Consider the following 12457-nt stretch of genomic DNA (forward strand, 5'->3'; position numbering starts at 1 on the left):
TGATGGGATGCCTTGAGGTTCTCTCCGCTCTCTCCCCGTCTGCATCGTACCTGATTGCCAGTGAAGAGGCAGAACCGGCAGATGGCTGGCCATATAAGCCTTGGATCTCGTATATCAATGCGCATCCGGATGAGTCTGTGGAGCAGTATGCAAAAAATCTCACTGACGAGTATATGAAAACCCCTGGCCAGGGAAAGACAATCGCACTCCTCAATCCAAAAGAGGCTGATTACCTGACCGAGCGACTGGACCGGTTTGCAAAAGACCTCCATGCCCTTGCCGGAGATGAGGAGGGATGCAGGACGATAGCCCGCATTCTATCACAGACGCAGCAATTTGGCCGCACCGGATCCGGAGAACTGGAAGAGGCGACCATGGACTTGTATTCCTTTGCAGATGAGGCACGGCGTACTGTTCCCTATCTCTCAAAATCTGCAGAAGAAGTACTTGAAGGGATTAACCGGACGGTTGTCTTTGCCCGCCATGATGCCATGGTCCCTGGTGCACACGGAGTTGCCATCCTCTCACCAGTCCTCATCAATCCTGTATTTTACGAATATTACCGGGAAAGTGCATTCATCACACCATCCTGGGACAGATTTCTGATCAGGTACCTGGGAGAATGCGGAGAAAGCGGGAATATCACCGCTCTCTTCTGAAGATAAACAGACATCCGAAGATGACTCCTGCAAGAACCGGAAATACATGAAGGGGAGTCTCTTTATGGGTAGACTCAAGAGCCTTGATCTTCAGAAGGATCCCGGTCAGGTTTGGCTGTATCTCCATCGCTTTCCGGTAGGCATGCTCTGCTCCAGGGGTATCTCCGGCCAGAGCCAGTACATCCCCGTACTGTTCATACACAAACCCTGACTTTGGTTCGGATGCCAGAACATCCCGATATAAGGCCAGTGCTTCAGCCTCCCTGCCGGCCCGGACCAGAGTCATCGCTTTTCCTTTTCTGACAAGGTCAGGATCAGATTCATTCAGGGAGACAGAACTCCAGACATCAAGTGCATCCTGATACCGCCCCAGTTTTTCATATATCTCGGCAAGCCGGCCAAGTAAGGCCATATTAGTCGGATCAGCGGCAATGGCCAGCTGCAGGGACTCTAGTGCAGTCTCGGGATCGCCGGTTGTCACCAGATTCTTACTCTTTCCGGCAAGTGCCTGACTGTTCCTCGGATCAAGCTGAAGCGCTGCCTCATATGCACCATCAGCCTCCTCTATCCGCCCAAGTCCGGAAAGACTGTTCCCTTTTCCCACCCATCCTGAAGCAAACAGGGGAGACATGGAGCAGGCTATCTCGAATACACCCAGAGCTTCCTTGTATCTGGCAAGGTTATTCAGAGCAGTTCCCTTCCCAATCCAGGCGGATGAATCCATCCGGTTTAATGCAATGGCCTGTTCATATGCCGCAAGTGCCTCATCATACCGCTTTTCGAGCATAAGGACATCGCCGATGTTCTTCCAGACCGATGAGTCAGTCTTGTTGAGCTTTAAAGCCATCTGAAATGCCCGGACAGCATTATCGTACTCCCGCAGTTTGGTATATACCTGCCCAAGAGAGGTCCAGGCTTTCAGGTCGGTTGCGTCAAGGCTGAGAGCAGCCTCATAGGCATCAATTGCATCGTCGTATCGCTCAAGATCTGCAAGAGCCATACCCTTGTTCGTATATGCAATGGCATCCTTCGGGTTATAGGCAAGGGCCATCTCATAACTTTTCAGGGCGCCCTCAAGGTTTCCAAGATTATACTGCGCATTTCCCTTGTTATACCAGGCCTTACTGTCTTTACTGTCCTTTTGTAAAGCGATCTCATAGGCGGACACTGCGTCCTTAAAATTTCCCTGGTTGTAATGGGCATTCCCTTTTGCAAACCAGGTCTCCTCATTATCCGGGTCAATCTGAATGGCAGCATCATATGCCCTGATGGCATCCTCGTACTGCTTCTGGTCAGACAGAACATTCCCCTTTGCCATCCACGCCTGTACATCATACGGGTCAAGCTGAATTGCTACATCATATGCTGCATATGCTTCATTGAGCAGGTTCTTACTTAAGAGGGCATTTCCCTTATTGTACCAGTAATCAGAGTTCCGGGGATCAAGCCCGATGGCGACCTCATATGAGGCGATTGCTTCATCCACCTGGTCAAGTTTATAAAGTGAAACCCCTTTATTATACCATGCTGCTGCATTCGAGGGATCCAGTTCAATTGCCCGCTCAAAATATGAGATGGCTTCCTGGTACATTCCCTGGCTGTATAAGACATTCCCGTCTGATATCAGGTCATCTGACTGGGTGGCAAGAGCTGGCACGGGAAAAAGGAATACCGCCAGTATGATGAAACCATGAACCTGACGTGGAATGGTCATATGCGAAGTTTCTCCTGTTGTTCCTAAATAGTTTCGAGCAGGGCCTTATGAGGTTCGTGCTTCAGCCCGCCGTATCCGAACAAGCGGACTGCTTTTCTGCAGGAACTCACTGATAAACGGTTCAAACCCTGGCTGCCAGCACTCAAGCCCTGCATGGACAACAAACTCCTCTTTCATGGAATGCTTGACATGTTTGCCAAGAGCAGTTGCAAATACTTCATTCGAGGAGAGGAGATCGGAGGCCTGCCGGTAGCGCCGGGGAAGTTCCACCCCGTACCGGCCGTCACGAATGAATGGCCCGGCAAAGATGATGTCAGAATGAATATACTTTTCAATGAACTTTGCCGCATTGACATGGGCGGTGACCGGCGGGCCTGCATGGAACCTGACCGCCGGAAGAGTGTCAACAAGGAGCTCAAAGAGGAGCATACTCCGATCCTCAAGCATCCACGTATCTGCCCGTGCAACCACAAATTCATGTCTTTTTAAAAGATCAACCAACGTGTGCAGACTTTTCCGAAGCTGGGGAACGACAATATCTTCTATATAGGGCGGGGTTTTCAGGGTGATCGCAAGAAATGCAGACTCACGACCTTTTAACAGAGCGCTGACCTCTTCCCTGGTCAGGATACAGATCGGTGGGCGGTAAAAAAACCACTTTGACGGTGATTTCAGATATCCCTGGCAGAGCTCAATAAACTCAAGAAGTTTGGTATCTGAAACGGAGGCCGATACATTCCGGCAGGGATCAACCGGGTCGATGACGACCAGGGGTTCATCAAACCATTTGGCTGCATGCTGCTCGATGTCGATGAACATCCCGGGTTTCCAGCCAGCTGCGGCTTTGAGCAGGTTATGAAACCCGCCATGATGAAGCACCAGGAGTTCACACAGGTATCCGGCAAACCCCTCCGTCATCTGATCAGACCCGTATACTCCGCCTGCCTTGACAAACTGCTTTAAAAGGAGAACGTCGTCGGTAAAATCACCGATACGGGAAGAGATGTACCGGTTATGAAATGGTGTACGGTCAACTGCACTCTGGATACCGGTCGCCTCCTTTACCTGATAACAGGGGACAAGATCTACATCAAGACCGTCGATCGTCGCATTCAGGTACGGGTGCTCTGCGTACTTCTCCCTGATTGTATCGGTATATTGCTGTGCAATGCTCCATGCAAGGGCAAGACCCTCCCGTTCCAGGTCTTCGCGTGGCAGGGCGGGGTCAAAGAGCATAAACACATCAAGGTCCCGGTCACCATGCACACAGGTCTTTCTGGCAACCGATCCGACCATCATCCCGTCAGCCTTGCCTGATGCACGGATATCTGAAATAAGCCGGTCTGCAAGGGCATACATCCGGTCAAGTTCTTCTTTGGTTGGACGTATCTCTGCAAGGACTGACTGTTCAAGTGGTGAAAATGTCATGAACGCTCCCGAAGAGGGACATGGAGAATATCAGTATATATGGGTCCGTCAGGGGTGAGCTCACTCTTTTTTAATATAAACTCCCTGACCGGAATGGTTCCGGAGCATGAGGATGCTACGCCTGCCAGGGCTTCAAAGAGTGACTGATGAAACTGCCTGACCCGTGCGATAGTGATATGAGGTCTGAACTTCCGTTTCTCAGGTTCAAATCCGAGTGAGGCAAGGGAAGAGTCTATTGATTCTGCAAGTGCCCGGCATTGTCCAGGGTCATCCACTTCTGCCCAGACCACCCGGGGAGCCCGCTGACTATTCGTCCCGATAAGCCCGACCTCCATGGAGAAAGGTGAAGCCTCGATGGTTTGTAATAGTTCAGTGATCTGTGAGAGGGCTGACCCGCTCACCTCACCGATGAACTTTAACGTGATATGCATCGACTCCTGATCAACCAGAGTCAGTCTGGCACGGCTTGACCGCAGGCCCTCCTGAACATCCCTGAACTGTTCCCTGATATCATCAGGAAGGTCGATTGCAACGAATAAACGGACCATTCTGCCGTATTATGTCTTTATCTTATAAGATAAGGGATTTTGGATCATATACCTATATATAGAGATATAGGCAAAGAGTCCCTGCCCGGATCTTTATTTCTATGAAGTAATCCAAATGATTATTGATCATTATGGGGGCGGTCTTTATCGTATATACACTTGAGTTTTGTCCACGTTGTGAAATTCTCAAGGATTTTCTCACATCTCATCAGATACCTTTCACCGTTGCCGACATGTCATCTGCGAAGGCACTGACTGAGCTCCGCGTGAACGGCATCTTTGTTCAGGAGGCCCCGGTCCTTCAGGTTGATAAGACGTTCCTGACCTCAAAGGAACTCTTTAATGGTGACGCCATCAATGAACAGCGGATATTGCAACTCTGTTAGGTGATGGAGTGGCAGGGATAACACGTCAGACTACATTAGACGGTATTGCCATCCCGTCGATGCCGCCTGTCAGAACCAGTGACGGGCACATCCTGGAATGGGACCGGGACCGTATTGTCAGACAGATTTTGAAAGAGACCAGGCTTGTTGAGATTTTTTACGGATTTGAAGGGGCAGATGAAGAGACGGCACAGGAGATAGCACGGGAGGTGGAGGACCGGATCAGAAAACTTAACCTGCGCACGCTTTCAGGTCCTTTAATCCGGGAGATAATGAATACTATCCTTATCGAACGGGGGAGGATCCAGTGGAGAAATGTCTGCACCAGGGTAGGAACCCCTGTCTTTGATGCTCACCAGATAGATGTCGGCAGGGGATTTGAGGCAAAGGATAATGCAAATCTGCAGGAGAATGCTGAAACGTCTCATAAAAAGAAGGCAGACAAGATCAGCAAGGAGCAGTACCTCCTCCAGCTTCCTCCCCATCTCGCAGACCGTCACCTCTGCGGGGATATTCATATCCATGACCTTGAGTACTTCGGGACACGGCCGTTCTGCCAGGACTGGGATCTCCGGTACTTCTTCTACTATGGTCTCATGCCTGACGGGAACGGGACAAAGGCATCGGTTGCCGGACCTGCGAACCGGGCAGAGGTTGCAGTACTCCATGCAGTAAAAGCTCTTGGAAGTGCCCAGACCAACTTTGCCGGCGGGCAGGGGTATTATAATTTTCTCACCTTCCTGGCGCCGTACTTCACGGGCATGGAATATATCGAGATGAAGCAGCTGATGCAGATGTTTGTCTATGAGATGACTCAGATGATGGTTGCCCGTGGCGGCCAGCTGGTCTTCTCATCAGTCCAGCTCTCACCAGGAGTCCCGAAACTCTGGAAAGATAAGCCCTGTGTCTATAAAGGAAAGGTCTGGAACGGAACCGATGCACCCTTGCAGACCTATGGCTCCTGTGAACGGGAGGTCAGACTGCTTTTTAAGGCCCTTATGGAGGTCATGCTTGAAGGTGATTACTGGGGCAAGCCATTTAATTTTCCAAAACCGGAGATCAGCATAGAGCCCGACTTCATGCATGAGGATGAGGAGTTTAATGCAAAAAACCCGGATCTTCCGAGTTATGAAGACCTCTACCTTATGACCTTTGAACTGGCCTCAAAGTTTGGAACACCATACTATGACAACCAGCTCCCGGCATACCGCGGGGCAGGGGAGGGCATCTCCTGTTACCAGTGTTGTGCCTACCAGTTCTCCACCATGGCCGATAAGGACGCAGACTTTGATAAAAAACTCTATTTTGAAGATGGCATGCATTTCTCCATGGGATCGTGGGGTGTTGTCTCACTCAACTGTCCCCGGGCATCCTACAAGGCCCATGGTGATGAGGAACGGCTCTTTGCAGAACTCCGATCTATGATGGACACCGCTGTTGAGGTCTTTAAGATAAAACTCCGGTGGATGGAACATATCAAGAAGAGTAACCGGATGCCATTTGCCATGCAGCGACCTCGTGACCCGAAGACCGGTGAGCGTGGTGCAATGGCCGTTGACTTTGACGGACTTGTCTATACCATCGGGATCGTCGGTCTGAATGAAATGGTCCAGCACTTTACGGGCTATCAGCTGCATGAATCAGATGAGGCGTTCCGTCTCGGAGTTCTTGCAATGACTGAGATGGAACTCTACAGCCAGGAGCTGACCAGAAAGCACGGTATGACCATCGCTCTTGCACGCACCCCGGCTGAGACAACCGGTCAGCGGTTTGCCGTTGCTGATCTCCTCCGCAGGGAGTTTCACGAGGGGGCAAAACAGGTTATCAAGGGGAATCTGGAAGTTGCCTTATCCCGTCTTGGCGATACCCGCGACCTTCCGATATACTATACCAATGGAACCCATGTCGCTCCTGGTGCAGACATCACCCTTGCACGCCGTGCAGAGATCGAACATGTCTTCTTCCCGATTGTGGACGGCGGAAATATCTTTCATATCTGGCTTGGTGAGGCACGGCCTGATCCCCGTGGCCTGATGGACATGGCCATGAAACTCTGTCGGAGCACCCAGATTGGATACTTTGCATTCACCCGTGACCTGACCGTATGCCTGCACCAGTTCTCGGAGTGGGACGGAAAAAGAGCCCATGTTCCGGTAAAAGAGCCTGGAGGGACGCAATCAGGAATCCAGGCACCAATCCACGTATAACTTCATAGGACTTACGCAACCAGTAACTTGACATAAAATTTTAGGAAATGGGATTATAGTAACTATATTAGAAAATTATTTAGATAAATTAACAAATTGCTCTATCTGCGTAAGTCCTAACTTCATTTTTTCTCTCCCCCATTTTCTCCCTCATCGCACTATCGGTGTATATGCCTACCTAGCAGATGAGATGGATATCAGCATTGCAATCATTGAACATACCGGTATATGAGCACCGAAAGGCAGGCTGGACGGTCATGGATTCGGACAGTGACATGATGCACTGACGGCAGGCATGACCGATACCATCAGGTTTGTTCTGTTTGATCTCACCGATGTACCGTACCTGACCTGGCGCCGGGTGATGGGTATGGCATGAAGAGTGATTTCAGGTCACATTCTCCCGTTATCCTTTGGATTCACAATTCAGGACTCCTGGTCATTGAGATACCACTCTCCAAATGCAATAATCCCGGATCTGATCATAGAGAAGATTTTCTCCAACTCAGCGATCTCCTCAATGTCAGTCTTGTGCATCATCTCGATCAGTATGCATTCCGCTCCGGTAATACCGACGGCAAATACCATTCATCTCTTTGATTGTGCCGTCAAACATACTCTGAAATCACCCGATGTATACCATATAGATTGCCCTGATACTATGTGAAGAGAGAACAGGTGCCTATTTTATACTTCTGAGGAAGGATCTGGTATGACAGTACTATCTTTGCGATCTATTTTCGGTGCTGCTTTCATCCTTGTTTTGCTATTCACTTATGGAATCAGTGCAGATACCATACCGGCGACTGATACACTGGATGGCTTTGATGAATTTATCACCCAGAAGATGGCTGATTTTGATGTGCCCGGTGCCGTGGTGGGGATTGTTGAAAATGATGCGGTTGTATACCTGAAAGGGTTCGGGATCCGTGAACTCGGAAAACCTGATAAAGTAGATCCTGATACCAGGTTTCAGATTGCATCAGTCACGAAATACTTCACCGGTGCAGCCATTGGCACTCTGGTGGATGAAGGAAAACTGGACTGGGATACCCCGGTTGTTGAGTACCTTCCTGATTTTACCCTGAAGGACCCCTATGTCGGCAATCATTCAAATCTTCGTGATCTTCTGGCCCACCGGACCGGCCTTCGTCGGGATGGCGAACTACTTGGCAGAATCGGAATTTCCAATGATGAGATTTTGTACCGGATGCGGTTCCTTGAGTCAGATGCGGGATTCAGGGAGCGATATCTTTACTCCAATGCCGGGTACTTTATTGCAGGTGAGGTTGCGGCTCAGGCATATGGGAAGAGCTGGGAGAACCTTACCGATGAACGGATAATAGGGCCACTCGGGATGACCAGGTCCGGGGCCAGGCATGAAACCCTGTACCTAGATGAGAATCATATCACCGGCCATGCCAGTACAGCAGATGGAACGTTGGAGATAATTCCGTTCGAAGAGGCATCTCTTCCGGCTGCCGGCCAGGTGGTATCTACCGGTCGTGACATGACCCGGTGGTTACGGCTGATGCTGAACAATGGCACGATTGATAGAACTGTGATCCTCAGTCCAAAAACGGTAGAGGATATTCATGCAGCAAGTTTCGTCGCCGGTCCATCCGGTCCCCTCCATGATCCAAACGGGGTGGTTGGTCTTGGCTGTGACTCGTATTACTTCCTTGATGAACGGGTCATAGAAAAGAACGGAGCACTTGATGGTGTCCGGTCAATCGTGGTACTCATTCCGGGGAAGAAGAGCGGAATTGTGGTTATCGCGAACAAACAGCTGACGGCGTTTCCTGAAGCGGTCAGGGATGAGTTCCTTGAACGATACATTTGCAGAAGCGGGAAAGACCTGCAGGCTCTTGAACTCCAGAATCAGAAGGGCTGGAACTCTTTGATTAAAAATCCGGAGAGACCTGACAACCCTGGTCCTGCAACTATCAGCCCCGCTGCAATTGCAGGTATGTATACAAGTTCCCTGTATGATATCATTCAGATTGATCAGGGTCCGGATGATGAACATATGATAATCGGGCTCGGGCCAAACCGATACCCGGGCAACCTTATCCACTGGACAGACAATACCTGGTACCTCTCATTCCCGAACCCTGATGATCTGGTGGGATACCTGACGTTCATTGCAGATGAAGCAGGTTTAGTAACCAATATTGAATCCGATGAGTTCGGACCATTCACTCGGATTTGAATCGGGAATACTCATACTCTTTTTTTTCAGGTTCCGGATGAACTGCCTGGTGACGTAAGGGTGATTTTATTGCTGTCAAATGATGATTAATTCAGATAATGGACATTCTGACAATCATTGGTATTCTTATTCTGGTGATCCTCATCCTTTCCGTTGGATGGCGGTATGCATCACAGCGACGATCACTCCCCTGTCCGGTATGGATGAAATGGATGCTGGACCCACCGTTTGCATGGATGAGCGGCCGGACACGAAAGACGATTGAATACCTTGATGTCGCCCCCGGCATGCAGGTCCTTGATGCAGGATGTGGTCCGGGAAGAGTATCAATTCCGGTTGCAAAGATAGTCGGTCCGAACGGAAATGTTACCGCAATGGATATTCAGGAAGGGATGCTTGCAGAGGTAAAAAAGAGGGCAGAAAAAGAGGGGCTTTCTAATATCAGATATCTGCAGGGTGGTATCGGAGAAGGAAAACTCGGGCAGGAGCAGTACGACCGGATCGTGATGGTGACCGTCCTTGGTGAGATTCCTGACCGTGAAAGAGCGATGCAGGAGATATATGATGCGTTAAAACCAGGAGGGCTGCTTCTTATCGAAGAGACGATCCGGGATCCGCATTTTCAGAGAGTGCAGATAGTCCGGGACCTGGCCGGTGGGATAGGATTTATTGAGAAGGGATGGCACGGGGGCAGGTTTAATTATTGTATTCTGCTTGGGAGAGAATAAAATAATACTTGAATCCCTCACTCATGGATTCTGATTGTTTTTTTACTCCTTTGGATGAGAGGATGTGGATAGTATCCGCCTGCATTACAAAACTTAACGATTTGGTATATATTCTATTTTGAGTAGGTTTGGTGCTATTACTTACGACACCATTGCACACAACATTCAACTGACAAGAACGTAACAATGGTGTATTTCTATCGTTCCATATCGATCCCGGTTATCTTCACAACAATTCCAAGGCGTTATGCACGTTGCTATAACTGCAGTCTGGTTCAGATTATTCAGAATATCCAACTCTTTAGTTCTGTAATATTTTTCAATATATCCGGATAATCAATGACCATCTCATGAGTACTATCTCATCAATGAAGGATCTTCATAGCAACTCATGATACCATAAGAACTCATTGAAACAATCCAATTCTCATCTAAAGGACTGATAGCGATGATTAAAAATTTTCAATCTCATTCTCTCGTAACAATATCCGGAACTGGACAATCAGATCAAGAACCCGTTCACACCTCCCTGGATACCATTCTCTCAAGGTTCAGTCCGGTAGATTTTTCTGATATCTCTCATGCAACCCTGCAAAATCGGAAAGAATTAAAATACCTGCTCACCACACAACAGGCTCTCGATCTTCTTTTGCACCTTCCGGAAACATACCAGATCTTCGAAGTTGATGGAAAACAGGTTCAGACCTACAAAACGACCTACTATGACTCTCCGGAGTTTCAACTCTACCTTGCCCATCATAACGGACGAAAACCACGGTACAAAGTAAGAATGCGGACCTATATCGGTTCTGACCTCACGTTCCTGGAGGTAAAGGAGAAGAAAAATACCGGACGGACTATCAAACACCGGCTTCAAATCGAAGGGCTTGTCACCAGGCTTGGGTCAGATATCCGTGAATTTCTCTCATTATGTTTCCCCTTTGACTATACAGAGTATAAACCGGTGTTGATTAACGAATACAGAAGAATTACCCTCGTATCTGCAGTTCATCCGGAACGGATCACTCTTGATATCGATCTGACCTTTCGTTCAGGTTCTATCGATATTCTGCTCCCAAACATTGTCATCGCAGAGATAAAGCGAAGTTCAGATCATATCAGGTCACCTGCCCTTGATTATCTGAATACGATGAGATTACGACCGAGAGGGTTTTCTAAATACTGCATCGGAATTTCACTTTTGTATGGCGATTTAGTGAAACATAACAACTTCCGAATAATTCTGCGGATGCTGAATAAACTCACCAATGGAGGACCGGTACTATGGTAACCGATACATATGCTTCATTCCTTGCCGGAATACTCATCAACCTTCTTGCAGCGGTAATCATCGCACGAGGTATCTATTATCCGAGAAAAAGAGCCCAGGATTACATATTTACATTCCTGGCATTCTCGACTGTCATATATCTGGTGATGGGTCTTTTTACCTCAGTTGAACTCTCCATCGGAGTAGGGTTTGGTCTCTTTGCATTATTTTCGGTTCTCAGGTACCGGACCGATACCGTTCCCATCCGGGAGATGACCTATCTCTTTGTCATGGTTGCTCTGCCAATAATGAACTCAATCCTGTATAACAGTGGAGATATCGAAAAATTATGCCTCTCTGACCTGGTGATCATTGCAGTGCTCTTCATTCTTGAACAGAAATGGGGATTCAGATATGAACAGAAGAAACTGATAAAGTATGAGAAGATTGATCTGATTCGAGCCGATGAACATGACCGGTTAATCGAAGATTTGAAAGAGAGGACGGGACTTGATATTTCACAGGTCGAGATAGTGGAGATAGATTTTATCAGGGATTGTGCCGATATCGTAATTACGTATGAGGAAGGGTTGCCAGTCATTCCGAAAAAAAGTCAGGTTTCTGATTTGAGATCTATGGAAAAATCCTGACTAAAATAAATTGTGAGACCCTTATTCCTTTTTATCCTTTTTTATTCGATTCCGGGTATCTTCTATTAAGGTCCGGTAAATACCTTCTCCTCAACACATGAACGTGGGTTCATCTGATAAAATGCATCAGGAATGTAATGGAGAATGATTTTCGATTACAGTCCCTTAACCTACTCTTTACGAGAATCTCTCGTTCAAGTAGAGATCTTTGAACGACTATGAAATCATAACATCAGGAACTGATTCTTTCCAAACAGGGCTCAAGACGCCTGACTCAAAATGGATAGAATCATCTGGCTCAAACAATACAATGATTCAGGAGAGTTGGTCAGTACCGATCACGTCGATGACAAGATCAATCATCATTTCGTTCATCTGAATGCAACCTGATCGATACTTCATTGCTTTTAAGTATCCCTTGACATTACAAGTAAAGACAGAATTATGTTCAATCTCTCCCAGGCCGCTGACAAAAAAAACAGCTCCCACTAAGAAATATGGTGGTACGCAGGAATAGAATAATTTTAAAAATCGGTGGAATAAAAAAGAGGGAGAGATTATTCAGATGATTGGGATTTAATATACTCTATTGCTTTTTCGTATTGTGATCTGATATGGGCTTTCATCTCTTCAAATGCTCTATCAAAATCGGATT

General features: G+C 47.9%; 11 protein-coding genes. 7 read left to right on the top strand and 4 right to left on the bottom strand.

What is annotated here, in order from left to right; genetic code table 11:
• Window positions 1-659, top strand: a 659-nt coding sequence (locus LDL35_RS09865; protein ID WP_304022171.1) for a clostripain-related cysteine peptidase, incomplete at its 5' end; no start/stop codon positions are given.
• On the opposite strand, the gene LDL35_RS09870 is transcribed toward LDL35_RS09865, so the two are convergent.
• From LDL35_RS09870 to thpR, 3 genes are read right to left on the bottom strand one after another with little or no spacing between them, the layout of a single operon-like run.
• A complete protein-coding gene (locus tag LDL35_RS09870; RefSeq protein ID WP_304022172.1) occupies window positions 643-2373 on the bottom strand; it encodes a tetratricopeptide repeat protein in 1731 nt (576 codons plus the stop codon). The genes LDL35_RS09865 and LDL35_RS09870 overlap by 17 nt on opposite strands.
• Window positions 2374-2418: 45 nt before the next feature.
• Window positions 2419-3801 carry a CCA tRNA nucleotidyltransferase gene (gene cca, locus LDL35_RS09875; protein ID WP_304022173.1) on the bottom strand — a complete coding sequence of 461 codons (1383 nt, stop codon included), beginning with the start codon at window positions 3799-3801 and terminating at the stop codon, window positions 2419-2421.
• Window positions 3798-4349: an RNA 2',3'-cyclic phosphodiesterase gene (thpR, locus tag LDL35_RS09880; RefSeq protein ID WP_304022174.1), complete on the bottom strand. Its 552-nt coding sequence runs from the start codon at window positions 4347-4349 to the stop codon at window positions 3798-3800. The genes cca and thpR overlap by 4 nt, the downstream gene beginning before the upstream one ends.
• Before the next feature lie 131 nt (window positions 4350-4480).
• Between thpR and LDL35_RS09885 the strand changes: the two genes are divergently transcribed.
• Together LDL35_RS09885 and nrdD are read left to right on the top strand one after the other, a co-directional pair.
• Window positions 4481-4735: a glutaredoxin family protein gene (locus LDL35_RS09885; protein ID WP_304022175.1), complete on the top strand. Its 255-nt coding sequence runs from the start codon at window positions 4481-4483 to the stop codon at window positions 4733-4735.
• Window positions 4736-4794: 59 nt separating this feature from the next.
• A complete protein-coding gene (gene nrdD, locus LDL35_RS09890; RefSeq protein WP_304022181.1) occupies window positions 4795-6942 on the top strand; it encodes an anaerobic ribonucleoside-triphosphate reductase in 2148 nt (715 codons plus the stop codon).
• Between the two features lie 426 nt (window positions 6943-7368).
• On the opposite strand, the gene LDL35_RS09895 is transcribed toward nrdD, so the two are convergent.
• Window positions 7369-7530: a hypothetical protein gene (locus LDL35_RS09895; protein WP_304022176.1), complete on the bottom strand. Its 162-nt coding sequence runs from the start codon at window positions 7528-7530 to the stop codon at window positions 7369-7371.
• A gap of 124 nt (window positions 7531-7654) precedes the next feature.
• Between LDL35_RS09895 and LDL35_RS09900 the strand changes: the two genes are divergently transcribed.
• From LDL35_RS09900 to LDL35_RS09915, 4 genes are all read left to right on the top strand, one after another.
• Window positions 7655-9154 (top strand): serine hydrolase domain-containing protein, encoded by a 1500-nt coding sequence (locus LDL35_RS09900; protein WP_304022177.1) that lies wholly within the window; start codon window positions 7655-7657, stop codon window positions 9152-9154.
• Between the two features lie 98 nt (window positions 9155-9252).
• Complete coding sequence (locus LDL35_RS09905; RefSeq protein WP_304022178.1) at window positions 9253-9882, top strand: class I SAM-dependent methyltransferase; 630 nt, start codon at window positions 9253-9255, stop codon at window positions 9880-9882.
• 448 nt (window positions 9883-10330) lie between these two features.
• Window positions 10331-11173 carry a polyphosphate polymerase domain-containing protein gene (locus tag LDL35_RS09910; protein WP_304022179.1) on the top strand — a complete coding sequence of 281 codons (843 nt, stop codon included), beginning with the start codon at window positions 10331-10333 and terminating at the stop codon, window positions 11171-11173.
• Window positions 11167-11802, top strand: coding sequence for a DUF4956 domain-containing protein (locus LDL35_RS09915; protein ID WP_304022180.1), 636 nt, complete (start codon window positions 11167-11169; stop codon window positions 11800-11802). Before LDL35_RS09910 ends, LDL35_RS09915 begins: the two co-directional genes overlap by 7 nt.
• Window positions 11803-12457 lie beyond the last annotated feature (655 nt).

It is taken from the genome of Methanospirillum hungatei (assembly GCF_020216685.1).
Lineage (GTDB): Archaea > Halobacteriota > Methanomicrobia > Methanomicrobiales > Methanospirillaceae > Methanospirillum > Methanospirillum hungatei_B.